22 protein-coding genes are annotated in these 24,434 nt (G+C 71.0%); 15 read left to right on the top strand and 7 right to left on the bottom strand.

Annotation, left to right across the window (positions count from 1 at the left end; genetic code table 11):
* Positions 1 to 51: 51 nt before the first annotated feature.
* Genes ACFC1K_RS11525 through ACFC1K_RS11515 form a run of 3 tightly spaced genes read left to right on the top strand, consistent with a single transcriptional unit; the run spans position 52 to position 3,031 of the window.
* A complete protein-coding gene (locus tag ACFC1K_RS11525; RefSeq protein WP_375871712.1) occupies positions 52 to 1,266 on the top strand; it encodes a Gfo/Idh/MocA family protein in 1,215 nt (404 codons plus the stop codon).
* On the top strand, positions 1,263 to 1,955 hold the full coding sequence (locus tag ACFC1K_RS11520) for a ThuA domain-containing protein (RefSeq protein ID WP_375871711.1): 693 nt from the start codon (positions 1,263 to 1,265) through the stop codon (positions 1,953 to 1,955). Before ACFC1K_RS11525 ends, ACFC1K_RS11520 begins: the two co-directional genes overlap by 4 nt.
* Positions 1,952 to 3,031, top strand: a complete 1,080-nt coding sequence (locus tag ACFC1K_RS11515; protein WP_375871710.1) for a Gfo/Idh/MocA family protein — start codon at positions 1,952 to 1,954, stop codon at positions 3,029 to 3,031. Before ACFC1K_RS11520 ends, ACFC1K_RS11515 begins: the two co-directional genes overlap by 4 nt.
* Before the next feature lie 192 nt (positions 3,032 to 3,223).
* On the opposite strand, the gene ACFC1K_RS11510 is transcribed toward ACFC1K_RS11515, so the two are convergent.
* Genes ACFC1K_RS11510 through ACFC1K_RS11495 form a run of 4 tightly spaced genes read right to left on the bottom strand, consistent with a single transcriptional unit; the run spans position 3,224 to position 8,710 of the window.
* Positions 3,224 to 5,521 (bottom strand): glycoside hydrolase family 3 N-terminal domain-containing protein, encoded by a 2,298-nt coding sequence (locus tag ACFC1K_RS11510; RefSeq protein ID WP_375871709.1) that lies wholly within the window; start codon positions 5,519 to 5,521, stop codon positions 3,224 to 3,226.
* On the bottom strand, positions 5,518 to 6,390 hold the full coding sequence (locus tag ACFC1K_RS11505; protein WP_375871708.1) for a carbohydrate ABC transporter permease: 873 nt from the start codon (positions 6,388 to 6,390) through the stop codon (positions 5,518 to 5,520). Before ACFC1K_RS11505 ends, ACFC1K_RS11510 begins: the two co-directional genes overlap by 4 nt.
* Entirely contained in the window at positions 6,387 to 7,412 is a 1,026-nt protein-coding gene (locus tag ACFC1K_RS11500; RefSeq protein WP_375871707.1) for a carbohydrate ABC transporter permease, read from the bottom strand. The genes ACFC1K_RS11505 and ACFC1K_RS11500 overlap by 4 nt, the downstream gene beginning before the upstream one ends.
* 11 nt (positions 7,413 to 7,423) lie before the next feature.
* On the bottom strand, positions 7,424 to 8,710 hold the full coding sequence (locus ACFC1K_RS11495) for an ABC transporter substrate-binding protein (protein WP_375871706.1): 1,287 nt from the start codon (positions 8,708 to 8,710) through the stop codon (positions 7,424 to 7,426).
* A 172-nt stretch (positions 8,711 to 8,882) separates the two neighbouring features.
* On the opposite strand from ACFC1K_RS11495, the gene ACFC1K_RS11490 reads away from it, so the two are divergent.
* Positions 8,883 to 9,878 (top strand): LacI family DNA-binding transcriptional regulator, encoded by a 996-nt coding sequence (locus ACFC1K_RS11490; RefSeq protein WP_375871705.1) that lies wholly within the window; start codon positions 8,883 to 8,885, stop codon positions 9,876 to 9,878.
* Between the two features lies 1 nt (position 9,879).
* On the opposite strand, the gene ACFC1K_RS11485 is transcribed toward ACFC1K_RS11490, so the two are convergent.
* Together ACFC1K_RS11485 and ACFC1K_RS11480 are read right to left on the bottom strand one after the other, a co-directional pair.
* Positions 9,880 to 11,049, bottom strand: a complete 1,170-nt coding sequence (locus ACFC1K_RS11485) for an ROK family protein (protein ID WP_375871704.1) — start codon at positions 11,047 to 11,049, stop codon at positions 9,880 to 9,882.
* Between the two features lie 85 nt (positions 11,050 to 11,134).
* Positions 11,135 to 11,401 carry a hypothetical protein gene (locus tag ACFC1K_RS11480; RefSeq protein WP_375871703.1) on the bottom strand — a complete coding sequence of 89 codons (267 nt, stop codon included), beginning with the start codon at positions 11,399 to 11,401 and terminating at the stop codon, positions 11,135 to 11,137.
* Between the two features lie 392 nt (positions 11,402 to 11,793).
* On the opposite strand from ACFC1K_RS11480, the gene xylA reads away from it, so the two are divergent.
* From xylA to ACFC1K_RS11445, 7 genes are all read left to right on the top strand, one after another.
* The gene (gene xylA / locus ACFC1K_RS11475) at positions 11,794 to 12,984 is read left to right on the top strand and encodes a xylose isomerase (RefSeq protein WP_375871702.1); all 1,191 of its coding nucleotides are present in this window, start codon (positions 11,794 to 11,796) and stop codon (positions 12,982 to 12,984) included.
* Between the two features lie 107 nt (positions 12,985 to 13,091).
* Positions 13,092 to 14,408: a xylulokinase gene (xylB, locus tag ACFC1K_RS11470; protein ID WP_375871701.1), complete on the top strand. Its 1,317-nt coding sequence runs from the start codon at positions 13,092 to 13,094 to the stop codon at positions 14,406 to 14,408.
* Positions 14,409 to 14,554: 146 nt separating this feature from the next.
* Positions 14,555 to 14,926 (top strand): hypothetical protein, encoded by a 372-nt coding sequence (locus ACFC1K_RS11465; protein WP_375871700.1) that lies wholly within the window; start codon positions 14,555 to 14,557, stop codon positions 14,924 to 14,926.
* Positions 14,871 to 16,493 carry a LuxR C-terminal-related transcriptional regulator gene (locus ACFC1K_RS11460; protein ID WP_375871699.1) on the top strand — a complete coding sequence of 541 codons (1,623 nt, stop codon included), beginning with the start codon at positions 14,871 to 14,873 and terminating at the stop codon, positions 16,491 to 16,493. The genes ACFC1K_RS11465 and ACFC1K_RS11460 overlap by 56 nt, the downstream gene beginning before the upstream one ends.
* Before the next feature lie 145 nt (positions 16,494 to 16,638).
* Complete coding sequence (locus tag ACFC1K_RS11455) at positions 16,639 to 17,730, top strand: class I SAM-dependent methyltransferase (protein ID WP_375871698.1); 1,092 nt, start codon at positions 16,639 to 16,641, stop codon at positions 17,728 to 17,730.
* 135 nt (positions 17,731 to 17,865) lie between these two features.
* A complete protein-coding gene (locus ACFC1K_RS11450) occupies positions 17,866 to 18,714 on the top strand; it encodes a transposase (protein ID WP_375871697.1) in 849 nt (282 codons plus the stop codon).
* 75 nt (positions 18,715 to 18,789) lie between these two features.
* On the top strand, positions 18,790 to 19,587 hold the full coding sequence (locus tag ACFC1K_RS11445) for a GTP pyrophosphokinase family protein (RefSeq protein WP_310288137.1): 798 nt from the start codon (positions 18,790 to 18,792) through the stop codon (positions 19,585 to 19,587).
* A 46-nt stretch (positions 19,588 to 19,633) separates the two neighbouring features.
* Here ACFC1K_RS11445 and ACFC1K_RS11440 read toward each other — a convergent pair whose 3' ends face one another.
* Positions 19,634 to 20,224, bottom strand: a complete 591-nt coding sequence (locus ACFC1K_RS11440) for a TetR/AcrR family transcriptional regulator (protein ID WP_375871696.1) — start codon at positions 20,222 to 20,224, stop codon at positions 19,634 to 19,636.
* A gap of 64 nt (positions 20,225 to 20,288) precedes the next feature.
* On the opposite strand from ACFC1K_RS11440, the gene ACFC1K_RS11435 reads away from it, so the two are divergent.
* The 4 genes from ACFC1K_RS11435 (at position 20,289) to ACFC1K_RS11420 (ending at position 24,397) form a co-directional block, all read left to right on the top strand.
* On the top strand, positions 20,289 to 21,419 hold the full coding sequence (locus tag ACFC1K_RS11435; RefSeq protein ID WP_375871695.1) for a hypothetical protein: 1,131 nt from the start codon (positions 20,289 to 20,291) through the stop codon (positions 21,417 to 21,419).
* A 70-nt stretch (positions 21,420 to 21,489) separates the two neighbouring features.
* Positions 21,490 to 22,689, top strand: coding sequence for a lipase family protein (locus ACFC1K_RS11430; RefSeq protein WP_375871694.1), 1,200 nt, complete (start codon positions 21,490 to 21,492; stop codon positions 22,687 to 22,689).
* A 32-nt stretch (positions 22,690 to 22,721) separates the two neighbouring features.
* On the top strand, positions 22,722 to 23,915 hold the full coding sequence (locus ACFC1K_RS11425; protein ID WP_310289989.1) for a cation:proton antiporter: 1,194 nt from the start codon (positions 22,722 to 22,724) through the stop codon (positions 23,913 to 23,915).
* Complete coding sequence (locus tag ACFC1K_RS11420) at positions 23,912 to 24,397, top strand: glutaminase (RefSeq protein WP_375871693.1); 486 nt, start codon at positions 23,912 to 23,914, stop codon at positions 24,395 to 24,397. Before ACFC1K_RS11425 ends, ACFC1K_RS11420 begins: the two co-directional genes overlap by 4 nt.
* The last annotated feature ends 37 nt before the right edge of the window (positions 24,398 to 24,434 follow it).

Here is a 24,434-nt window from a genome sequence, read left to right as displayed (position 1 = left end):
CGACCGATGCCAGAGCCGATGGCATCGTCGGTTTCGGAAAGGGCCACCACGATGACGACGACGACATCTCCGCTGCGGATCGCGCTGATCGGCACCGGCTTCATGGGCCGCATGCACACGCAGGCCTGGCGCACGGCGCCGCACTTCTTCGACCTCCCGCTCGCGCCGCAGCCGGTGCTGCTCGTCGGTCGTCGCCCCGACGCCACGGCCGAGGCCGCGGCGCGCTGGGAGTGGCCCGAGCACGGCGTCGACTGGCGCGAAGCCGTCGAGCGCGACGACATCGACGCGATCGACATCTGCACCCCCGGCGACACCCACGCCGAGATCGCACTCGCCGCCCTCGCCGCCGGCAAGCACGTCCTGTGCGAGAAGCCCCTCGCGAACTCGGTCGCCGAAGCGCAGGAGATGACGGATGCCGCGGCCGCAGCATCCAGTCAGTCCGGCGTCGTCGCGATGTGCGGCTTCAGCTACCGCCGCACACCGGCGCTCGCGCTCGCCCGTCAGCTCATCGACGAAGGGCGCATCGGGGAGATCCGGCACGTGCGTGCGCAGTACCTGCAGGACTGGCTGAGCGACCCGGACTCGCCCCACACGTGGCGGCTCGACCGCGACCGCGCCGGCTCCGGCGCCCTCGGCGACATCGGCGCGCACAGCATCGACACTGCGCAGTGGCTCGCCGGTCAGCACATCGAGGCGGTGTCGGCGACGATGCACACGTTCGTCACGTCCCGGCCTCGGCGCTCGGCGGTCGAGGGGCTCGGTGGCGTCGCCGCCGACACGTCCGACCGGCTGCCGGTGACCGTCGACGACGCCGCGGCGTTCACGGCGCGCTTCGACGGCGGCGCGCTCGGCGTCTTCGAGGCGACGCGGATGGCGACAGGCCGCCGCAATGCCAACCGCATCGAGATCAACGGCGACCGCGGTGCGATCGCCTTCGACTTCGAGCGCATGAACGAGCTCGAGGTGTACGACGCCGCGGCCGATGCCGCGCAGGGCTTCCGGCGCGTGCAGGTGACCGAGGCGCAGCATCCGTATGCCGGAGCATGGTGGCCCGCGGGACACGGACTCGGCTACGAGCACCTGTTCGCGCACCAGGCCGTCGACTTCGTGCGCGCGGTCGCCGGCGAGATCCCGGTGTCGCCGAGCTTCGCCGACGCCACTCAGGTGCAGCGCGTGCTCGCCGCCGTCGAGCAGAGTGCCGCCCACGACAGCATCCTCACGCCGGTGGCACCCGCCGCCGCCGACCCCGAAGGGATCCCCGCATGACCCGTACCGCCCTCGTCGTCCGTGGCGGATGGGACGGCCACCATCCGATCGAGGCGACCGACCTCTTCCTGCCGTTCCTCCGCTCCAGTGGATTCGACGTCACCGTCGAAGAAGACCCCGAGGTCTACGCCGACGCCGACCGCATGGCGGCCACCGACCTCGTGCTGCAGTCCGTGACGATGTCGCAGGCGTCGCACGAGGCGATCCGGGGCCTCCGCGATGCCGTCGCCGCCGGCACCGGCCTCGCCGGCTGGCACGGCGGCATCGCCGACTCGTTCCGCGCGAGCTCGGACTATCTGCAGCTCGTCGGCGGCCAGTTCGCGACGCACCCGTCGAAGCACCCCGACGAGGTGCACGGCGACCAGACCGACAACTACCTCGACTACACGGTCGAGATCACCGACCTCGGTCGCACGCACGACATCACGGCCGGCATCGACGACTTCACGCTCACCACCGAGCAGTACTGGGTGCTGCACGACGACCTCATCGACGTGCTCGCGACGACGACGCACCCTGTGCAGCCGTACCACCCGTGGCATCGGCCGATCACCTCGCCGGCGGTATGGACGCGGGACTGGGGTCAGGGTCGCGTGTTCGTGGCCACGCCCGGCCACTCTCCCGAGGTGCTGCAGGACGCGAACGTCCGCACGATCGTCGAACGGGGGCTGCTGTGGGCCGCGCGGTGACCGACATCGGGATCGTCGGGCTCGGCGTCATCTCCCGCCAGTACCTCGACACCCTGCTTCCGGCGTCGAGCGTGCGCATCGCGGCCGTCGCCGACCTCGACGTCGCGCGTGCGGAGGCGGCCGCCGAGGCGATCCCGGGCTGCCGCGCACTCACGACCGCCGAGCTGCTCGCGGATCCCGGCATCCGCACCGTCCTCAACCTCACGATCCCGGCCGCGCACGCCGAGGTCGCGCTCGCCGCCATCGCGCACGGCAAGGACGTCTACGGCGAGAAGCCGCTCGCGGCGACCTTCGCGGACGCTGCGCGGATCACGGATGCCGCGGCCGCCGCGGGCGTCCGCGTCGGCGGCGCGCCCGACACGGTGCTCGGCACCGGCGTGCAGACCGCGCGCGCGGCGATCGACGGCGGGCGCATCGGGCGACCCGTGTCGGCATCGGCGATGTGGGTCTCGGCGGGCCACGAGTCGTGGCATCCGCAACCCGACTTCTACTACCGTGAGGGCGGCGGGCCGCTCCTGGACATGGGGCCCTACTACGTCACGTCGCTCGTGCAGCTTCTCGGACCCGTGACCGCGGTCTCGGGCGCCGGATCGCGGTCGCGCGAGACGCGCGTGATCGGCTCGGGCCCGCGGGTCGGCGAGAGCGTGCCGGTCGAGGTCGACACGCACCTCACCGGCATCCTGCACCACGCGTCGGGTGCGATCTCGACCGTCACGATGAGCTTCGACGGCGTCCGCTCCACCGCGGCCCCCATCGAGGTGCACGGGGTCGACGGATCGCTCATCGTGCCCGACCCGAACAACTTCGCCGGCGACGTGCAGCTGCATGCGCGCGGCGGGTCGTGGGAGACGCTCGAGCCCTCCGCCGGGTACGTCGACTCGGGGCGCGGGATCGGCCTCCTGGACCTGGTCGCGGGCGAGGGCCGTGCGAGCGGGGCGATGGCCCTGCACGTGCTCGAGATCATGACCGCGCTCGCCGCATCCGCGGCCTCGGGTGTGCGCGAGTCCCTGCGCTCCACGGTCGAGCGTCCTGCGCTCGTGCCGTTGACACCCGCCGAGGCGTGGCGGAGCCTCTGAGGCCGAACCTGCGCGGCGGGTCGCGGCATCCGTCCTCCTCCCTGCGTGCTTCAACAGGTCAACCGGGGTTCTGCAGGAGCGAAGTGCGAGGTTTCGTCCTGTGGAGGGCCGGTTGACCTGTCGAGCGGGGGGCGGATTGCGGACGTCAACCCAGACGAAGTGCCCCGAGTGCTGCACGCACTCGGGGCCCTTTCAACGGGGGTCGGGGACCAGGGCCGAGACCGCAGCCGTTGCCGTTCGCGGCGCATCGGCGGTGATCGCGTGCACGGGTCCGACGAGCTCGATCCGGGTCTCGGTGTCGCGTTCGGCGCACGACCCTCCGACCCACAGGTCGACGGCACCGGGCTCGACGATCCGGCGGCCTTCCCGTCCGGTGAACGCGAGCCGCGAGGTCGGCACCGAGAACGTGACCGTCGCCGACTCGCCAGGCGCCAGGGACACCCGCTGGTAGGCGAGCAGCTGTGCGACGGGGCGGGTGACCGAGCCGACGATGTCCCGGGCGTAGAGCTGCACGACATCGGTGCCTGCGCGGTCGCCCACGTTCGACAGTCGCACCTGCGCGGTGATCGTGCCGTCGGTCGCGGCATCCGAAGCCGTGAGGTCCTCTCGGGTGAACGAGGTGTACGTCAGCCCGAAGCCGAACGGCCTCGCCGGCGTGTTGTCGGCGCTGGTGATGTCGGTCGGACCCCCGAGCCTGGGGTGCAGGTACGTGTAGGGCTGGGCGCCGGCGGACCGGGGCAGCGAGACAGGCAGCCGGCCCGACGGCTCGGCAGCGCCCGAGACGATCCGAGCGATCGCGGGTCCGCCCTCCTCTCCGGGGAAGAACGCCTGCAGCACCGCTGCGGCAGCGGTGCTGCCGTCGAGCATCCAGCCGATCGCGTACGGGCGTCCCGAGACGATCACGACGACGGTCGGGGTGCCCGTGGCGACCACAGCCTCGACGAGGCGCCGCTGCACACCGGGAAGCTCCAGGTCGTCCACGTCGTTGCCCTCGCCGACGGTGCCCCGTCCGAACAGACCGGCGCGGTCGCCCACGACGACGATCGCGACCTCGGCGTCCGCCGCCGCGCGGGCGGCGGCGGCGATGCCGCGCTCGTCGTCGCCTTCGACGTCGCAGCCGCGCTCGAGCACGATATCCGCGTCGCGGAACTCCGCGCGCAGTGACTCCGCGATGGTCGGGATCTCGAAGCCCAAGGGCGTGCCGGGGTGGTGCGCCAGCACATGGTTGGCGAACGAGTAGCAGCCCATGAGCGACTCCGCGGCGTCGGCGTTGGGGCCGATCAGCGCGATGGTGCGTGGCGCCGCCAGTGGAAGCACGCCGTCGTTGCCGAGCAGGACGACCGACTCCTCGGCCGTCCTGCGAGCGAGGTCGCGAAGCACCGGGCCGTCGAGCTCCACCTGCGTCGGCGGCGAAGAGAAGTCCTCGTCGAGGAGGCCGAGCTCCTCCTTCTGCGAGAGCACGCGGAGCACCGCACGGTCCACATCGGCCCGTCCTTGGGCGCTCGAGTCGAGCAGCGCGCGCAAGGGCTCGACGAACGCGTCGCCCGTGGGCAGCTCGATGTCGATCCCCGCGCGCAGCGCCAGCAGCGCAGCCTCACCGAGATCGCCCGCGACCCCGTGCAGCGCGTGGAGGAATGCGACCGAGAAGTAGTCGGCCACGACGGTGCCGTCGAATCCCCACTCGTCGCGCAGGAGCGCGGTGAGCAGCTCGGGGTTCGAGGCGACGGGAACACCGTCGATCTCGGCGTACGAGTTCATGACCGACCGCACCCCGCCGTCGCGGACCGCCATCTCGAACGGCGGGAGCATGACGTCCTGCAGCCGACGGCGCCCCATGTGCACGGGGGCGTGGTTGCGGCCGGCCTGCGACGCGGAATAGCCGGCGAAGTGCTTCAGGGTGGCGTGGACACCGGCCGATTGCAGTCCCTTGACGTACGCGGTGCCGATCGTGCCGACGACGTACGGGTCCTCCGAGATGCATTCGTCGGCACGACCCCATCGCGGGTCCATGATCACGTCGAGCACTGGCGCGAGGCCCTGGTGTATTCCGAGCTCCGCCATCGAGCGGCCGATCGCCGCCCCGAGCTGCTCGGTGAGCTCGGGGTCGAAGGCCGCGCCCCAGGCGAGCGGCGTCGGGAAGGTGGCCGCCTTCCACGCGGCGAGCCCCGTGAGGCACTCCTCGTGCACGATCGCGGGGATCCCGAGGCGGGTCTGCTCGCGAAGTCGACGCTGCTCCGCCCAGAGCCACTCGGCGCGGGCGACCGGGTCCACCGGCCGCGTGCCGTAGACGCGGGTGAGGTGCCCGATGCCGTTCGCGGTGGCATCCTCGTACCGCGTCGACGTGACCATCTCGCCCGCCATCGGCGCGACGACCTCGTCTCCCTGGTCGACCCAGTACCCGACGAGCTGTGCGAGCTTCTCGTCGAGGGTCATCTGTGCGTGCAGCGCGAGCACGCGCTCCGAGACGGCGCGCAGTTCGTTGTCGCTCATCCCTTGACCGCTCCCGTCAGGCCGCCGACGATCCGCCGCTCGAAGAGGCTGAAGAACGCCAGCGCGGGGATCATCGACAGCGAGGTGAACGCCAGCACCTTGGCGGTGTCGACGGAGTACTGCGAAGAGAACGCCTGCACGCCGAGGGGGAGCGTGAAGTTCGCGTTGTCGTTGAGGAGGAACAGCGGCAGGAGGTAGCTGTTCCAGCTGCCGATGAAGGCGAGGATGCCGACCGTGATGACACCCGGGACGGCCAGAGGAAGCACCATCCGCCAGAAGAAGCCCAGGCGGCTGCATCCGTCGATGAAGGCGGCCTCCTCGATCTCGTCGGGGATCGCGCGCAGGAACGGCACCAGGATGATGATCGTCGTCGGCAGCCCGAAGGCGATCTGGGGCAGGATGACGCCGCCCAGCGAGTTGATCAGCCCGATGTCGCGCACGACGATGTAGAGGGGCGTGATGGCGACGGTGATCGGGAACATGAGTCCCGCCGCGAACAGTGCGTACATCGCACCCCGGCCCCGGAACCGGTACCGCGCGAGCACGTAGCTCGCCATGAGGCCCAGCACGATGACGCCGAGCGTGGTGGCGATCCCGACGATGGTGGAGTTGAGTACGAGCTGCCAGAAGACGCCGCCGGTCAGCACGTCGAGGTAGTTCGTGAAGACCCACGGGTCGGGGAGGCCCCCGGGGTCCGTCGTGATCTGGGAGTTCGAGCGGAAGCCGCCGAGGATGATGTACAGGACCGGCCCGAGCATCAGTGCGATCACGACGAGCGCGACGAACCACACGGCGGGCGTGGAGCGCCGCGTGCGCTGGCGTCGTGGCGGTGGCAGCTCAATGGTCGCCAGTGAGGCGGCGGTGGTCATTGGGCGTTCCTTTCAGTGAGCGCGCCGGCGGTGTCGCGGCGCAGCACGAAGCGCTGGTAGACGAGGGCGACGATGAGGGAGATGAGGAAGATGACGACGGCGACCGCGTTGCCGTAGCCGAAGTTGCCGGCGTTGCGACCGTTGGCCACCATGTACGTCGCCATCGTGGAGGTGCCCGCGACGGGAGCGACGTACTGGCCCCAGATGATGTAGACCAGGTCGAACAGCTGCAGTGCGCCGATGATCGACAGGAACGCCCAGATGCGCAGGGTCGGCGCGAGCAGCGGAATCGTGATGCGCCGCTGGATCTGCCAGTAGGTGGCGCCGTCGATGGCCGCCGCCTCGTAGAGCTCGTCGGGGATGCCCTGAAGGCCCGCCAGGAACAGGATGACGGCGAAGCCCACGTACTTCCAGGTGAGGATCGCGACGAGAGTCCAGATGGCGATGCTCGGATCGGCGAGCCAGTCGTGGGTCAGCCCGGAAAGGCCCCACTTCTCCAGGACTCCGTTCAGGCCCCCGTTGGTCGCCAGGAGCAGGCTGAACCCGGTTCCCACGACGACCTCTGCGATGACGTAGGGAACGAAGATGAGCACGCGGATGACGGACTGCCCGCGCATCTTGCGGTTCAGCAGGAGCGCCAGGAGCAGGGCGATCGGTCCTTGGATGAGGATCGACGTGACGACGATGAACGCGTTGTGACCGAGTGCTTCCTGGAAGTCCGGGTCGGTGAGGATCGTGACGTAGTTCTTCAGTCCGATGAAGTCGGTCGCCGGCCCGTAGCCGTGCCAGTTGAAGAAGCCGTAGTAGGCCGCCATGATCACGGGGAAGATGACGAACCCGATGAAGACGAGCATCGCCGGCCCGGCCAGGATCGCCACCTCCAGGCGGCCCGACCAGCCGAGTCCTCGGGATCGGCGGCGCTGCGACGCCGGGGGCGGCGGTGTGACGCCGCCGCCCCCGGAACGCTGCGCGAGATCCGTCTCCGGGCGATCGTCCGTCTTCGGGGTCTCGCTTGTCTGCATGGGAGTTCTTCCTAGCCCTTCGCCCCGGCCTTGTTGGCCTCGTCGATCATCTGCTGCGGGGTGCTCTGTCCGGCGAGCATCGAGACGACGGCGACGTTGAGCGCGTTGCCGACGTTCTGCCCGAGCACCGTGTCGAGCCACTGCGAGACGAACGGGGCCGCGTTGTAGGCCTCGAGGATCTGCTTCAGGTAAGGCTCGGTGACCTCGGCCTGTGCGGCCTGGTTCACGGGGGGCGAGTTGAACGCCTTGTAGTACGCGGTCTGCTGGTCGTTCGACGCGACGAAGTTGAGGAAGTCGACGCACTCCTTGGGTGCCTTCGCGGAGCATGAGTAGCCGTCGACGCCGCCCATCATCGAGCCGGGCTCGCCCTTGCCGCCGGAAACCTCCGGGAAGGGGTACCACGCCAGATCTGGAAGCGGCTTCTCGTCCGGCGTCAGCGAGGCGATCACGCCCGGGTCCCACGCGCCCATCAGCTCGCCGCCCGCCTGGTGGTTGGCGACGAGGCCGGCCGAGCTGCCGGCGCCCTGCTGCGCGGACGTGGTGAGGAAGCCGTCGTTGAACGGCTCCGTGGCAGCGAAGTCGGCGAGGTCCTCTGCGGCCTTCAGCCAGCACGGGTCGCTGAAGTCCTTGGAGTCGCCGGTCTCCTCGACCGTCTTCGGGGCGCACTCCCGGAGTGCGAACCAGTAGAACCAGTGCGCGGCCGGCCAGGCATCCTTCGCGCCGAGGGCGAGCGGCGCCACCCCGGTCGCCTTCAGCTTGTCGTTGGCCGCGACGAGCTCGTCGATCGTGGTCGGGTTCTCGGTGACGCCCGCTGCGGTGTACAGGTCCTGGCTGTAGAAGATGCCGCCCGGCAGCACCGAGAGGGGCATCGCCCAGACCTTGTCCTGGTACGTCTCCGCCTTGAACGAGCCTTCGGAGATGTTCTCCTTGGCGTCGCCCTCGATCTTGCCGGTGAGGTCCATCAGCTGGCCGGCCTGCACCATGGCCGCCATCTTGCCGCCGCCGCGCTGCAGGAAGATGTCCGGCGGGTCGCCCGCGTTGAGCGAGGTCTGCAGCTTGCCGTCCATGTCCTCGTTCTGGATGGACTGCATCTTTATCGTGACGCCGGGGTTCTCCTTCTCGAACGCGGCGATGGCGTCCTTCCAGAACTGCTGGCCCGGGCCTGTCGTCGAGTTCTGCCAGAGCGTCATCTCGACGTTGCCATCATTGCTGTCGCCGCCGCCGGCGCTACAGCCGGCGAGCGCGAGCGCGCCGATGATGAGTGCTGCGGAACCCGCGAGGATTCTCTTGCGCATCATGTGATTCCCGTCTCTTCTTCGAGGGGCACCTCTGCTGCGAGGTGCTGGTGGTCGACGCGATCGGGTCGCGTACCGCCCGGCGTGCAGACCGGGCGAGAAAAGTCTGAGTCGACAACAAATCATATGTCAAACGTTTTCAATAACGGTTTCGAGGCCGTTATGATTTCGAGACATGACCCGTCGTCCCACGATCACCGACGTCGCCGCCGCAGCCGGCGTCTCGGTCGCCACCGTCTCCAAGGCGGTGAACGGGCGCTATGGAGTGGCGAGCGAGACGGTGGACAAAGTTCTCGCCGTCGTGGCCGAGCTCGGATACGAGTCGAGCCTCATCGCCAGCAGCATGCGATCGCGCAAGACGGGTGTGATCGGCGTGCTCGTCGCGGACTTCGAGCCCTTCAGTGCCGAGATCCTGAAGGGCGTCGGCGAGGCGCTGCGCGACTCGCGGTACGACCTGCTCGCCTACTCAGGGTCGCACGGTGCCGCGGAGGGGTGGGAGCGGCGTTCGCTGTCGCGACTGAGCGGCACGCTCATCGACGGCGCCATCATCGTCACCCCGACGGTGGTGAACGTGGGCGCTGAGGTGCCGGTCGTCGCCATCGACCCGCACACGGGTCCTGCCGATCTGCCGACCGTCGAATGCGACAGCTTCGGAGGTGCTCTGCAGGCGACGCGCTACCTCATCGAGCTGGGCCACTCGCGCATCGGCTTCATCGCCGGTCGTCCGGATCTGCGCTCGTCGATCGCGCGAGACGCCGGCTATCGACGCGCACTGGCGGACGCGGGCATCCCCCTCGATCCGGCGCTCGTCGGCTCGGGGAGCTACCAGCAGGACGCCGTCCGCGTGGCCGCACTCGAGATGCTCCACCGTCCCGACCGGCCGACCGCGGTCTTCGCCGCCAACGACATCTCGGGTCTGGAGATCGTCAGGGTGGCGTCCGAGCTCGGCATCGACGTCCCCCGCGAGTTGTCGGTGATCGGCTTCGACGACGTCCCCGAGGCGTCCAAGTCGACACCCGCGCTGTCGACGGTGCGCCAGCCGATGCAGGTGCTCGGCGCCGAGGCTGTCGGGATGCTGCTGGAACTCATGGACGGGAAGACGCCACCCGTCACGCATGTCAAGCTGCCGACGCGTCTCGTGCCGCGGGACACCACTGCCCCGCCGGCGTGAGTCAGCTCCGAGCTGCGCCGCCAGGATCCCGGAGCAGCTCGGCGAAGGCGGCCTCGGCGGCCCCGATGAGGAGGCGATCCTCGGCCAGTGATGCGACACGGATGAGGAGCTGCTCGCTGGTCGCCGACATGGTCTGCTCCTGGACCATGGTTCCGAGTCCCTGCACATCGACCGCGGCGATCGTCGCGAGGAAACCGCCGAGCACGACCACCGAAGGGTTGAGCGCGTTGACGGCGTTGGCGAGCGCCGTCGAGAGGATGCGGCGCTGTCGCGCGACCTCCTCGGCGGCGGTCGGGCCCGCTGCGGACACAGCCGCGGCGAGCGCCGGCTCGTCCGCCGCGTGAAGTCCGACGGCAGCGAGCAGTCGGGTTCTGCTGACCTCGTCCTCGAGCACGCCGTCGTCGGCGCGACGGTCGGTGGCCGACGCGATGCCGGGGCGATTCTGCCCGAACTCGCCGGTGTAGCCGCCGGCGCCGAGGAGCGGCTGGCCGTGCACGATCAGGCCGCCGCCGATCCCGCTCGCGCCGCCATTGAGGTACACGACGTCATCGAAGCCGACCGCGGCGCCGAAGAGATGCTCGGCGATCGCCCCCAGCGTCGCGTCGTTGCCCACGACGGTCGGCAGGCCGGTGGCCTCGGCGACGAGGTCGCGCACGGGCGCGTCTGCCCAGCGCAGGTGCGGGGCGTTGCGAACGAGCCCGTCGGCCGCTCGCACCAGTCCCGGAACGGCGAGTCCGACGCCGACGATGTGCGCGTCGGCGAGTTCGCCCGCGCGCCACGCCTCGACACGCTCGGCGATGAGCCGTGCCGTCTCGTCCGGCGACAGCAAGTGGTCGAGCTCGATGCGTTCACGGACCGGGATGCCGCGGTCCAGTCCCACGGCCGCGATCGTGAGGGCGTCGACCTCCGGGTTGGCTGCGATCGCCATCACGCGTGCATCGGCGGCGACGACCGGCGATGGGCGGCCCACGCGCCGGGACGGATCGGGCGCGCGCTCGACGACCAGCCCCTCGCGCACGAGCTCGGCCACGAGGTCGGCGATCGTCGACCGGTTGAGACCCGTGGACTCGGTGAGTCGTGCTCGAGAGAGAGGGCCTTCGAGGTGGACGAGGCGGAGCAGCCGTGCCAGATTGCGCTGGCGTACGCCCTCGGCGGCCGTTGGATCGCTCACCGTCTCACTGTAGGGGGCGTCGAGGCGGCGCTTCGAGATTTGTTGCGCGGAGCTTCAAACCGGTGGCACCGCGTGGCGCGGAGGGTCAGTCGGACGGGCGCGGGACACCAGCCGGCGAGATCGCGGCGACGGCGAGGGGGAAGTCGAGCGTCTGGAGCACTTCGACGGCCCGGTCGTAGCGAGGGCCGGCGAGGACGACGAACACGGCCCCGACGACGTCGATGAAGCCGACGGTCGCCGCGGCGGCGCTCACCTCGTAGCGATCGATGTCGATGCGCTCCCACCGGACGGCCGAGTCGTCGGGTGCCGGCGGCTCCGGTCGTCGCGGCGGCAGCTCCTTCGGCGACGGCATGACACGCGACCGCAGGGCACTTCGTCTCGCCGGTGAGGACGGCCTCTCGAGCACCATGGGGGAGGCTCCTCTCGTCGTGCCCCGATCCTCCGCCTCGCCTGCACTTTTCGGGCAGGGGATAGACGCGTGGGGATGGGCCGGCGAGGGCTGACGCCGGCGTCCGCGCGACCGGATCGCGCTCCCGAGATCATTCTCCGCGCTCCGACCGGAACCGCGTGTTAAGGCCTGATGAACTTCCGGTCACAACCGGACACGCGTGGACCCGCGGCGTCATCTGATCATCGCTTCCCGAGTCTGGAGGCGCGGTTCGCGTGGAAAGCTCCGTCCGTGGTGGACGCAGCATCCATTCTGGTATAGGTTGTCGGCAGCAACATTTACCGCGAAGGAGCGTCATGCCCACCCCCACCCGCGCCGACAAGTTCTCGTTCGGTCTCTGGACCATCGGCTACAACGGGACCGACCCCTTCGGTGGGCCGACCCGCAACCACCTCGACGTCGTCCACGCCGTCGAGAAGCTCGCCGAGCTGGGCGCCTACGGACTCACCTTCCACGACGACGACCTGTTCGCCTTCGGATCGACGGATGCAGAGCGCCAGACGCAGATCGACCGCCTGAAGGGCGCGCTCGCCGACACCGGCCTGATCATCCCGATGGTCACCACGAACCTCTTCTCGGCCCCGGTCTTCAAGGACGGCGGCTTCACGTCGAACGACCGCGACGTGCGTCGCTTCGCGCTGCGCAAGGTGTTCCGCCAGCTCGACCTCGGTGCCGAGCTCGGCGCCAAGACCTTCGTCATGTGGGGCGGCCGCGAGGGCGCCGAGTACGACTCCGCCAAGGACATCCGCGCCGCGCTCGAGCGCTACCGCGAGGCCGTCAACCTCCTGGGCGACTACGTCACCGACAAGGGCTACGACATCCGCTTCGCCATCGAGCCGAAGCCCAACGAGCCCCGCGGCGACATCCTGCTGCCCACGCTCGGGCACGCGATCGCATTCATCGACTCGCTCGAGCGCCCCGAGCTCGTCGGCCTCAACCCCGAGGTCGGCCACGAGCAGATGGCGGGCCTCAACTTCGCCGCCGGCATCGCTCAGGCGCTGTTCCACGGCAAGCTCTTCCACATCGACCTCAACGGCCAGCGCGGCATCAAGTACGACCAGGACCTCGTGTTCGGCCACGGCGACCTGCACAACGCGTTCGCGCTCGTCGACCTGCTCGAGAACGGCGGCCCCGGCGGCGTGCCTGCGTACGACGGCCCGCGCCACTTCGACTACAAGCCCTCACGCACCGAGGATGAGACGGGCGTCTGGGACTCTGCCGCCGCGAACATGCGCACCTACCTGCTGCTCAAGGAGCGCGCCGCGGCCTTCCGCGCCGACCCCGAGGTGCAGGAGGCGCTCGCCGCCGCAAAGGTCGACGAGCTGTCGGTTCCGACGCTCAACCCGGGTGAGACGTACGACGACTTCCTCGCGGACCGCTCGGCCTACGAGGACTTCGACGCGAACGTGTACCTCGGCGGCAAGGGCTTCGGCTTCGTCCGCCTGCAGCAGCTGGCCACCGAGCACCTGCTCGGCGCCCGCGGCTGACCGATCCCACTCACCGAACCAGGGGATTCTCGTCGAGACCCGGGGCACAGTCCCCGGTCTCGCGTGGAATCCCCTGTTTCGGCGGAACACAGCGTGAAGGAGCGCACATGAGCCTCGTGATGGGGGTCGATTCGTCGACGCAGTCCTGCAAGGTCGTGATCGTGGATGCGGCGACCCGCGCGGTCGTCCGGCAGGGGCGTGCGTCGCACCCCGACGGCACCTCGGTCGACCCCGAGGCATGGTGGAGCGCACTGCAGGAGGCGATCGCCGACGCCGGAGGGATCGACGACGTCGAGGCTTGGGCGATCGGCGGGCAGCAGCACGGCATGGTGGCGCTCGACGCCGAGGGGCACGTCGTCCGCGACGCGCTGCTGTGGAACGACACCCGCTCGGCGCAGGCCGCGGCCGACCTCACGGCGGAGTTCGGCGCCGAGGAGCTCGCACGGCGCACGGGCCTCGTGCCCGTGGCATCCTTCACCATCACGAAGCTGCGGTGGCTGCGCGACCACGAGCCCGACAACGCCGCGCGGGTCGCGGCCGTCGCCCTGCCGCACGACTGGCTGACCTGGCGGCTGCGCGGGTTCGGGCCCGAGGGCGAGTCTCCGCGCGGCCCCGAGCTCGACGAGCTCGTCACCGACCGCTCCGACGCCTCGGGCACGGGTTACTGGAACCCCGCCACGGGCGGCTACGACCGCGAGCTGCTCATCGCCGCCCTCGGCCACGACGCCGCGCTCCCGCGCGTACTCGGACCCGACGAATGGGTGACGGATGCCGCGGACCGGCGTGTCGGCGGCGGCGCCGGCGACAACGCGGGCGCGGCCCTCGGGCTCGGCGCCGGTCCCGGAGACGTGGTCGTGTCGATCGGCACCAGCGGAACCGTGTTCGCCGTGAGCGAGGAGCGCACGATCGATCCCACCGGCACGGTCGCCGGCTTCGCGGACTGCACGGGGCGCTTCCTGCCGCTCGTCGCGACGCTCAACGCCGCGCGCGTGCTCGACGCGATCGGACGCGTGCTCGGCGTCGACCACGCCGAGCTGTCGCGGCTGGCTCTCTCCGCCGAACCGGGCGCCGCGGGCCTGACGCTGGTGCCCTACTTCGAGGGCGAGCGCACGCCCAACCTTCCCGACGCCACGGCCTCGCTCACCGGCATGACGCTCGCCTCGACGACGCGCGAGAACCTCGCTCGCGCCGCGGTCGAGGGCATGCTCTCGGGGCTCGCTGCCGGGCTCGAAGCCCTCCGCGGCCTCGGCGTGCCGCTCGAGCGCGCGTTGCTCGTCGGCGGCGGCGCGCAGTCCGCAGCGGTGCGCGAGATCGCGCCGCTCGTGCTCGGGCTTCCGGTCGAGGTGCCCGAGCCGGGGGAGTACGTGGCCCTCGGCGCCGCGCGGCAGGCAGGCTGGGCCCACGCGGCCAGAGGCTCCGCCTGACGCGCCAGCGGCAGGTGGAGGGGCCGTGGGGACCGTCCTCGCCTCCTGAGCACGGAAGCCTGCGGGCCGAATCATGCAGGCCGCCTCGGCGGAAATGGGTAGAACTGCCGATGTATCGCGGGTGGCAGCATCCGTATCTTCCCTATATGGATGCTGCGACGCTCGCCGGGACGGTCTCGACCGTGCTGTTCGCCGCGGCCAACCTGCCGATGGTGGTGAAGGCCGTGCGCTCCGGCGACCTGCGCTCGTACAGCCTCAGTGCGCTCGTGATGGGCAACGTCGGCAACGCCGTCTACACCGTCTACGTGCTGAGTCTGCCGTTCGGACCGATCTGGATCCTGCACGGCTTCTACCTCACGACCATGGCGATCATGCTCGCTCTCTACGGGGTCTCTGCGCACGCGCATCGGGGTCGCGCGGCGACCCTCGGACACGGCGCGATGACGGCGGTACCATTCGGGCATGGCGGACACGGTCGCCGTGCTCGAACAGGCGCGGGCGGCATACCGGTCCGGTGACTGGGAGACGGCGCGGGAGGCGTTCGAGGGGGCCCGCCGCGACGCCGCGGCCACCGGTGCCGACCTGCGCGCGCTCGCGTCGTGCGAGTGGTGGCTCGGGCGCCAGGATGCCTGCCTCGAGCGCCTGGAGTCGGCCTTCCGCGTGCTCTCCGACGAGGGCGACGCCATGGGCGCGGCCGAGGCGGCGCTCGTCGTCGCGCTCGTACGCCTGATCCGGGCCGAGATCACCGTCGGAACCGCGTGGGCGCGGCGCGCGCGGAGGATCCTCGCCGACCTGCCCGACGGTCGCGGGCACGCCTACGAGGTGTACCTCACGGCGAGCATGGACCTCGACGCCACCGGCGCGCTGTGGCCGGCCGAAAGCGTGTCGCGCATGCGCGAGCTGGCCGACGCGCTGCGACAGCCCGCGGTGTCCGCGTTGAGCGCGGTCATGGCCGGGATGCACGCGATCCGGGCGGGGCGCACGGCCGAGGGCTTCGCGCAGCTCGACGAGGCCATGCTCTGCGTCGTGTCGGACGAACTCGAGGCGGAGTGGGCGGGCGACGTGCTGTGCACCACCATCCACGTGTGCCATGAGCTCGCCGACTTCCGCCGCATGGCCGACTGGACCCGCGCGACGGAGGCCTGGTGCGCCGCACGCGGCGCGCACGTCCTCTACGCCGGCGTCTGCCGCGTGCACCGACTCGAGCTCCAGTCCGCGAGTGGGGAATGGGATGCTGCGGAGTCGGCGCTCGAGCGCGCGTGCGAGGACCTCGGATCCGATCACCCGTGGATCGCCGGCGAGGGCTGGAACCAGCTCGGCGAGATCCGGCGCCTCCGCGGCGATGCCGCCGGAGCGCGCGACGCCTACCGCCGTGCGAGCGAGGCCGGGGTCGACCCGGTGCCGGGCGAGGCGCTGCTGGTGCTCGCGGACGGCGACACCGAGCGCGCGGCCGCGATGATCGCCGCCGCACTGGAGCAGCGCGATCGGATGGGCCGCGCGCGGCTGCTGCGTCCGGGGATCGAGATCGCTCTCGCGGACGGGCGGCCGCGGGAGGCCGAGCACCTGCTCGACGAGCTCGAGGACGACGCCCGCGCCTTCGGCAGCGACGGATTCCACGCGTGGGCGGCCCATGGGCGCGGGATGATCCTGATCTACACCGGCGACGCCGCGGACGCCGTCGGCCGGCTGCACGCCGCCCTCGACCTCTTCCGGCGCTTGGGGCAGCCCTGGGAGCAGGCGAACGTGCTCTGCTGGCTCGCCACCGCACAGGAGCTCCGCGGGGAGCAAGCGCTGGCCGCGCAGCTGCGGGAGCAGGCGGGTGCGATCTTTGCGCGCCTCGGCGCGCCGCCGGTGGTCGTGAGATCGGCGGCTGCCGAAGACGGCGGGCCACTGACGGCCAGGGAGCGCGAGATCGTCGAGCTCGTCGCGCAGGGCAAGGCCAACCGGCAGATCGCCGACGAGCTCTTCATCAGCGAGAAGACCGTGAGCCGGCACCTCGCGAACATCTACGTGAAGCTCGACGTGGGCTCGCGCACCGCCGCCGCCGCGTGGTGGCGCGAGCACGCGGGGAAGCGCAGCCGGTGAACTCGTCTGTTGCCGAGCGGGGTGTCTGCATCGAATGGTGCAGACCTTCGCGCGGGATTGCGCGGTTCTGCCGACGCGGCGGCCCCAGCCGGCTCCGTAGCGTCATGGGCAGGCAATCGAGGGAACACTCATGAAGGAGACGATGATGTCGACAACGATCACCGGCGCTGACACCCAGGCCGAGGCCACGGCGGCGTTCGCCGACCGGATCATGGAGGCCACGCTCGGCTGGTTCGACCTCATGGCCGTGCATCTCGGCTCGCAGCTCGGCTGGTACGCCGAGCTCGCACGCGCCGATGGCCTTGCGGCAGACGAACTCGCCGACACGACGCGCACCGACGCCCGTTACGCCCGCGAGTGGCTCGAACAGCAGGCCGCGAGCGGAATCCTGGTCGCGGAAGAGAATCCGGACGCCGCAGCCCGCCGCTTCCGACTCGCGCCCGGGGTCGCCGAGGTGCTGCTCGACCAGGGCAGCCAGTCGTACCTCGAACCTCTGGCCCGCATGGCCGCTGCCTCGGGCAGCCAGATCGACGCGCTCGTGGACGCGTACCGCACCGGCGGCGGCGTCAGCTGGGAGCAGCTCGGCCGGCACGCCCGCGAGGCGCAGGCCGACATGAACCGCCCGTGGTTCGACGACCTGCCCGCGCTCTTCAGCCGCATCGAGCGGCTCGACGGCATCCTGCGCCGTCCCGATGCGCGGATCGCCGACCTGGGCTTCGGCGGCGGCTGGTCGTCGATCGCACTGGCGAAGGCCTACCCGCAGCTGCGCGCTGTCGGCCTCGACATCGACGAGGCCTCGGTCGAGGCGGCTCGGCGCAATGCCGCCGAGGCGGGGGTCGCCGACCGCGTGGAGTTCCTGCTCGCGGACGCGGCCCTGGTCGACGCACACGGCCCGTTCGACGCGGTGTTCGCGTTCGAGTGCCTGCACGACATGCCCCACCCCGTGGACGTGCTCGCCGCGGCGCGCGGTGCGGTGAGCGACGACGGCATCGTCGTGATCATGGACGAGGCCACCGAGGACCGCTTCGCCGCGAACGCGAGCGACCTCGAGCGCGTGCTGTACGGCTTCAGCCTCTTCGTGTGCCTGCCCGACGGCCGGTCGCACACGCCGAGCGCCGCCACCGGGACGGTGATGCGCCCCTCGACCCTCCGCGGCTATGCGCGCGCGGCGGGCTGGAGCGACATCGAGGTGCTGGTCCCCGAGTTCGGCCTCTGGCGCTTCTACGAGATCGTCTGATGCCCTCTCTCCGAAGTTCGTTCGTCACGGATGTACGCCGATCCGGCCCGGACGCGTACATCCGTGACGAACGAACGGAGAGGCCTGGCGCGGCGATAGGCCGAGCGAGGAGCGCGGGGGCGGCACAATGGGCGCATGGATGCCGACGCCGACGGAGCTGACAGGCTCGACGCGATCGCCGCGGAGCTGTACGCCCTCCCGCCGGCGGAGTTCACGGCCGCCCGCAATGCCCGTGCGGGGCTCGCGGCACCGGCGCTGGCCAAGCGGCTCAAGGCGCTGCGCAAGCCTACTGTCTCGGCGTGGGCCGTCAACCTGCTGGCCCGCGACGGGCAGCTCGCCGACGCCGTGGAGCTGTCGGCCGCCCTCCGCGAGGCGCAGGACGACCTCGACGCCGCCGAGCTGGCGCGCCTCGGCCGCCAACGACGTCAGCTGGTGGCCGCTCTCGCGAAGCAGGCGGTCGGGCTCGCCGAAGAGGCCGGCGCCACCCTCAGCACGGCCGCGCGCGACGACGTCGAGAAGACGATCAACGCGGCGGTGATGGATGCCTCGGCCGCGGCCGCCGTCCTGACGGCCCGGCTCGTCAAGCCGCTGGAGGCGGGCGACATCGAGCCGGCCGGGCTCGCCGACGCCGTGGGCGGGTCGCTCCCGGGAGCGGTCGCCGCGCCCCCGCGCGACGACCTCGCCGAGCGCCGCGCGCGCAAGGCGGCGGAGAAGGCGGCGCGCGAGGCCGAGCGCCTCGCGAACGAGGCGGAGCGCGAGCTCGCCCGCGTCGACGCGCGTCGCGCGAAGGCGCAGGAGCGGGTCGACCATGTGCGGGAGCGCATCGACGACCTCCGCCGCGACCTCGCCGCCCTCGAAGGTGACGAGCGGGCCGCCGTCGAGAAGCTCGACGTCGTGGAGCGCGAGCAGTCCGAGGCCGCCGCGAAGGCCCGGGACGCCGCCCAGGCGAACGAGCGCGCCCAGCGCGCCCTCGACGACGCCTGACCTGAGCGCGAACGCTGGGACACGGCATCCGTGTCTCACAGGACTCTCGTAGAACCGCCGCCTAGCGTGAAAGGCATGGCGACTCCCGCACCTCTGGTGCCCGCGACGGCGTCCGACGAGGGTGAGATCACGGTCTCGCCGAGCGAGCTCAGGGAGCTCCGGGACGAGCTGCAGCGCTTCATGATGGAGTACCGGTTCGGCCTGCAGGAGGTCGAGACGAAGATCGGCATCCTGCGCGACGAGTTCCTGCTGACGCACGACTACAACCCGATCGAGCACGTGTCCAGCCGCGTGAAGTCGCCCGACAGCCTGGTCGAGAAGGTGCAGCGCAAGGGCATCGACGGGGACTTCGCCTCGATCCGCCGGAGCATCACCGACATCGCCGGCATCCGCATCACGTGCAGCTTCACGGCCGACGTGTACCGCCTCTTCGACCTGCTGACCGCGCAGGACGACGTGCGCGTCCTGCAGGTCAAGGACTACATCGCGTCCCCGAAGTCCAACGGCTACAAGAGCCTGCACGCGATCCTCGAGGTGCCGGTGTTCCTGTCGACCGGGCGCATCGAGGTGCCGGTCGAGGTGCAGTTCCGCACCATCGCGATGGACTTCTGGGCGAGCCTCGAGCACAAGATCTACTACAAGTACGCGACGCGCGTGCCCGACGAGCTGCTCGAGAGCCTCAAGGACGCCGCCGAGACCGCCGCCGAGCTCGACGCCCGTATGGAGCGCCTGCACCGGCAGATCCGAGGCGGCGGCGCGGGCCAGACCGCGCCCGTGGCCGTGCGCGAGATCACGTCGATGCCGGCTCCCGCCGAGAGGGCTCCGGATGCTGCGCGCCTGCGCGTCGACGACGCCGAGGCCCGTCCGGTCTGACGTCACCCCCTCGTTGTCGTGCCGCGGGCCCGCGGTCGTGGGCGGGTCAGCTCGCGAGGACGGCGGCGGTGCTCTCGAGGTAGTCGTCGACGGTGCGGGGGCCGAAGACCGCGCTGTTGGCGATGTAGCCCTGCGCGAGAGCGGCGATCGAACGGGCGGTCTCGGCGGCGAGGGATGCGGCATCCGTCTCGCCCGCGGTCTGTGTGCGCGCCCACGGTCCGATCGCGAGAGCGAGGGAGGCTCGCAGGCGCCCGGCGGTGCGCAGCATCTCGTCGTGGACGCCGGGCTCGACCATCGCCTCGCCCCAGAACTGCAGGATGAGCGAGGGCGACAGCCCCACTTCCGCGAACATCGAGAGCATGCCCTGGAGCGCCTGCCGCGGCGTCACCAGCTGGCCGCGCTGCCCGGCCTCTTCGAGGGCGTCGATGCGGGGGAGCAGGTAGCGTCCCACGACGTAGCGGGCGAGTTCGGCCTTGTTCGTGAAGTGCGAGTAGATCGCGCCCGTCGACAGGCCCGACTCGGCGACGATGTCGGCGATGGACGTGTCGCGCACGCCATTGCGCTCCAGCACGCGCAGCGCGGCCTGGGCGATCTCCTCGCGGCGGGCCTCGCGGTACTCCTCCGACACCTTGGGCATGGAAACAGAATACCCATTCTGTTATTCTCACAAACAGAATCATCATTCTTTTTAGGAGGACGCGATGAACGCTCATCGTGACGCGGCATCGGTGGATGCCGCACCCGCACGCCGCACGAAGTGGGGTGTCGCGGCGCTGTTCGGACTGCTCGGCTCGTTGATCGTCGCCGTCATCGTGATGGCATTCGTCTGGCCCGCAGCCACCTCGCAACCGCAGAACCTGCCGGTCGGCATCTCAGGACCCGCCGAGGCCGTGACCGCCGTCGAGGACAAGCTCGCCGAACAGGACCCCGCGCCGTTCGACCTCCACGAGGTCGACTCGCGCGACGACGCGGTGTCGCAGATCGAGTCCCGTGAGCTGTACGGCGCGATCCTGCTGGGCGACGAGCCCGAGGTGCTCATCGCGACGGCGGCGAGCCCCGTCGCCGCGCAGGCGCTGCGCGGCGTCGCCACCCAGCTGCAGTCGCAGATCGACACGGCCGCCAAGACCGCGCTGACCGACCAGCTCACCGCGATCGTCGGAGCGCTGAAGTCGGGGCAGATGCCGCAGCTGCCCGACGGCGCCTCGGGTGCCGCGCCGGTGATCCCCACGGTCACCGTCACCGACGTCGTGCCGCTGGCCGATGGCGACAGCACGGGCGCCGGGCTCGGGGCATCCGTCTTCCCGATGGTGCTGGGTGGCATGCTCGGCGGCATCCTGCTGACGCTGCTCGTGCAGGGCGTCGTGCGCCGCCTGGTGGGACTGGTCGTCTTCGGCATCGCCGCCGGCGCACTGATCGCGCTCGTGATGCAGACCTGGTTCGGCATCCTCACCGGGGACTGGCTGCTCAACGCCGCCGTGCTCGGCCTGGGCGTGACGGCGACCTCGGCGCTCATCGTCGGGCTCGCCGCCCTGATGGGTCCTCCCGGGATCGCCGTCGGCGCGGTCATCACGATGTTCATCGCCAACCCGATCGCCGGTGCCGCACTGCCGCCGCAGTTCCTTCCCGAGCCGTGGGGCGCCGTGGGCCAGTTCTTCGTCCCGGGGGCATCGGCGAACCTGCTGCGATCGGTGATGTACTTCCCGGATGCCTCCACCTGGGCGCAATGGACGATCCTGGGTGCCTGGCTCGTCGGGGGCGTGATCCTCGCGCTGATCGGCCACCAGCGCAACCGGGCAGAGCTCACGCCGCCCGCTGAGCAGCTCGAGCACTGACCGCTCGCAGCGCGGGAGCGCACGCCGCGACGCGTGCGCTCCCCGCGCCGGACGCGATAGCGTCGCAGCAATGGGGACCTCGACGCGCCGCGCGCGCCGACAGCGATTCGTCTTCGCCTTCGTGGCGGCGACGCTCGCCGTCGTGGGCGGGGTCGTCGCGGCCGAGGAGGCGCGGCTCGTCGGTGACGCGCTCGAGCGCCCCGGGATCGACGCGTTCTACGCCCAGCCCGACGACGCCGCCGACGGCGAGCCGGGCTCGCTCGTGAAGGTCGATGCGCTCCTCGGCGCTCCGCTCGCCGCGCGGGCGTGGCGGATCATGTACCGCACCACCGACGTGCACGGCGATGCGGCGGTCGCAACCGGCGTGCTCGTCGCTCCGCTGACGCCGGCGCCGTCGTCGGGGCGCACCGTCGTGTCGTGGGGGCATCCCACGACCGGCGCGGCCCGGGACTGCGCGCCGTCGTACGGCTTCGACCCGTTCATCGGCATCGAGGGGCTGAGGTTCCTGCTCGACCGCGGGTACGCGGTCGTCGCGACCGACTACGTCGGCATGGGCACGGCCGGTATCGACTCGTACCTCGTCGGCGTCACCGGCGGCAACGCGGTGCTCGACGCCGTGCGGGCCGCCCGCTCCGTCCCGGACGCCCGCGCGAGCGAGCGGGTCGTGCTGTGGGGCCACTCGCAGGGTGGTCAGGCGGTGCTCTTCGCCGCTCAGCAGGCGGCCGACTACGCGCCCGAGCTCGACATCCAGGCCGTCGCCGCCGCGGCGCCGGCCGCCGACCTGCCCGGCCTCATGAGCGCGCACCTCGACGACATCTCGGGGGTGACCATCGGGTCGTACGCGTTCACCGCCTACGCGGACGTGTACCCCGAGGCATCCCTCGACGTGATCCTCACGCCGACCGCGCAACAGATCGTGCCGCGCATGAACGAGCTGTGCCTGCTCACCAACATCCCGGAGCTCCATGAGATCGGCCAGCCGCTCGTGGGCGACTTCACGACGAGCGATCCCACGAAGACCGAACCGTGGGCGAGCCTGCTGGAAGCGAACTCGGCGGGGGCGACCGCGTTCGATGCCCCGCTGTTCCTGGCCCAGGGGCTCGAGGACGGGCTCGTCGTGCCGTCCGACACGACGGAGTTCGCGCAGCACGAGGCCGACCTCGGCATGGACGTGACGTACCACGAGATCCCGTTCGCGAGCCACGGGACGGTGGCCTATCTGGCACTGCCTGCGATGCTCCGCTGGCTCGACGGGGTCTCGGCGGGGTGACCCCGGCTGGCTAGTCTGTTCGCGTGGACGGTATGACACCCTCGACGCTCCTGCTGATCCCGCTGATGGCCGTGCTCGCGCCCCTGCTTGCGCGCGGGATCGGCCACTGGGTGCGGGTTCCGGTGGTGGTGTTCGAGCTCTTGCTCGGCATCCTGATCGGTCCGGCGGTGCTGGGATGGACGGGGCCCAACGCCTTCGTCGACACGCTCGCGAACTTCGGCCTGGCGATGCTGTTCTTCGTCGCCGGCACCGAGATCGAGTTCGGGTCGTTCCGCGGGCGGCTCGGCGTGCGCGCGTCGCTCGGCTGGCTCATCAGCCTCGCGGCCGGCGTCGCGGCAGGATGGCTGCTCGCCCCCGGCGAGGCCGCCATCGTGATCGGCGTGGCGCTGTGCTCGACGGCACTCGGGACCCTCCTGCCGATCCTGCGGGATGCCGGCGAGCTTCCCACCCCGTTCGGCAAGGCGGTCGCGGCGATCGGCGCCGTCGGCGAGTTCGGGCCTCTCATCGCGATCTCGATCTTCCTCGGCGGACGCGAGCCGGGCCTGTCGACGATCGTGCTGGCACTCTTCGCCGTGTTCGCCGGCCTCGCTCTCTGGCTCGCCTTCCGCGTGCCCCGCGGCGCCATGCACTCGTTCGTCAACTCCACGCTGCACACGTCGGGGCAGTTCGCGATCCGCGTGGTGTTCGTGATCCTCGCCGCTCTCGTCGCGCTGAGCGTCATCCTCGACCTCGACATGCTGCTCGGCGCCTTCACCGCGGGCATCATCTGGCGTCTGCTCATGCGCGACGCCTCCGAGCACGACCGTCACGCCGTCGAGAGCAAGATCGAGGGCGTCGCGTTCGGGTTCCTCGTGCCCATCTTCTTCGTGTACACCGGCATCACGTTCGACCTGCAGGGGCTGCTCGACGATCCGGCCCTCTTCTGGCTCGTGCCGCTGGTGCTCGTCGCGCTGTTCGTGGTCCGCGGTCTGCCGTCGACGCTCGCGGCGCCCGCGGGATCCACACGCCGTGAGCGGCTCTCCGTCGCCTTGCTCGGGGCGACGGGGCTTCCGATCATCGTCGCCGTGACCCAGATCGGAGTGGACGAGAAGATCCTCGGCACGACGCAGCAGACCGTGCTCGTCGCGGGCGGCATGCTATCGGTGCTGCTGTTCCCGCTGGTCGGCATGGCGCTGCGCGGCGAGAGGCTGAAGGCCAGCCCATCACTCCTGGACGACATGGCGTGACCGCCCTCGACCTGCTCGACGCCGCGCGCTCGCGGCTCACCGACGTGCCCCGTGAAGCGCTCGGAGAACTGATCGTGCCCAAGCGGTTCCTGGGAGTGGCACGCGCTCCCCGCATCGAGCGGCGCGGCGACGCGTGGCACCTGGGCGTGCTGCTCCTCACCGACGACGCCCTCTTCGCGACCGGCGACATCCTCCGCGCCCGGCACGAGGCCCGGGGCGGCTACACCGCCGAGTCCCAGCGGCAGCGCGCCGAGCTCGCTGCCGCCGCACGTCGCGGCGGCTTCGCGGAGGGCGAGACCGTGCACATCGGATGGCGGATGCTGCAGCCCGGCGCGGTCGACAGGGGCGAGGCATCCGCCCCGCTCTTCTCCTCCGACGGCGTGCCCAGCGTGCGGTGGAGCGCCGCCGGAGGGCTCATGCCTCTCGAGGCCTATCTCTCGGAGCGGGTCGCCCTGCTGCTCGACCCGCCCCGCGGCTCGTGAGCCCGCTCGCTATCTGCCGCGGCGCGGGATGTCAAGA

It is taken from the genome of Microbacterium sp. NPDC056057 (assembly GCF_042266945.1).
Classification (GTDB): Bacteria; Actinomycetota; Actinomycetes; order Actinomycetales; family Microbacteriaceae; genus Microbacterium; species Microbacterium trichothecenolyticum_C.
Note: the sequence above shows the minus strand (reverse complement) of the source record. Positions and strands in the feature narration are given on the sequence as shown.